We start from the raw sequence: 377 nt of genomic DNA, 5'->3' as shown, positions 1-377 counted from the left end.
AAACGCATACGCGCTTCTTTGTTCATTTGATCGTTAAATTTGATCAGACGATTTCTACCACGATCTTTGGCTTCATACATCGCAGTATCGGCATTTTGTAGTAGGATTCGCGCATCTTGTCCGTCTTCAGGGTATCGAACGCTACCAATTGAACACGCAAGGCGTTTACTGAAGTGGTGCAAGTCGAAAGGTTGGTTGATCAACGAGATAATGCGATCGGACAAAATTTCAGCCATGCGGGTGTTTTCTGGCTCCGGCAGAATGACGCCAAACTCATCGCCACCCAAATGACCAATAATCGCTTGGTTTGGCAGTAACCGTTTAAGACGGGCCGATACCTCTTGAATCACTTTATCGCCAATATGATGACCAAGTGA

The 377-nt window shown here is 45.6% G+C and carries 1 protein-coding gene; it reads right to left on the bottom strand.

All coding sequences use genetic code 11. From position 1 onward, the window contains the following. Positions 1-377, bottom strand: a 377-nt coding sequence (locus IQR33_RS05110) for a diguanylate cyclase domain-containing protein (RefSeq protein ID WP_193843568.1), incomplete at both ends; no start/stop codon positions are given.

The organism is Vibrio sp. OPT46, assembly GCF_015163535.1.
GTDB classification, from domain to species: Bacteria; Pseudomonadota; Gammaproteobacteria; order Enterobacterales; family Vibrionaceae; genus Vibrio; species Vibrio alginolyticus.
The sequence above is the reverse complement of the archived record's forward strand: the minus strand, read 5'-3'. Positions and strand labels throughout refer to the sequence as shown.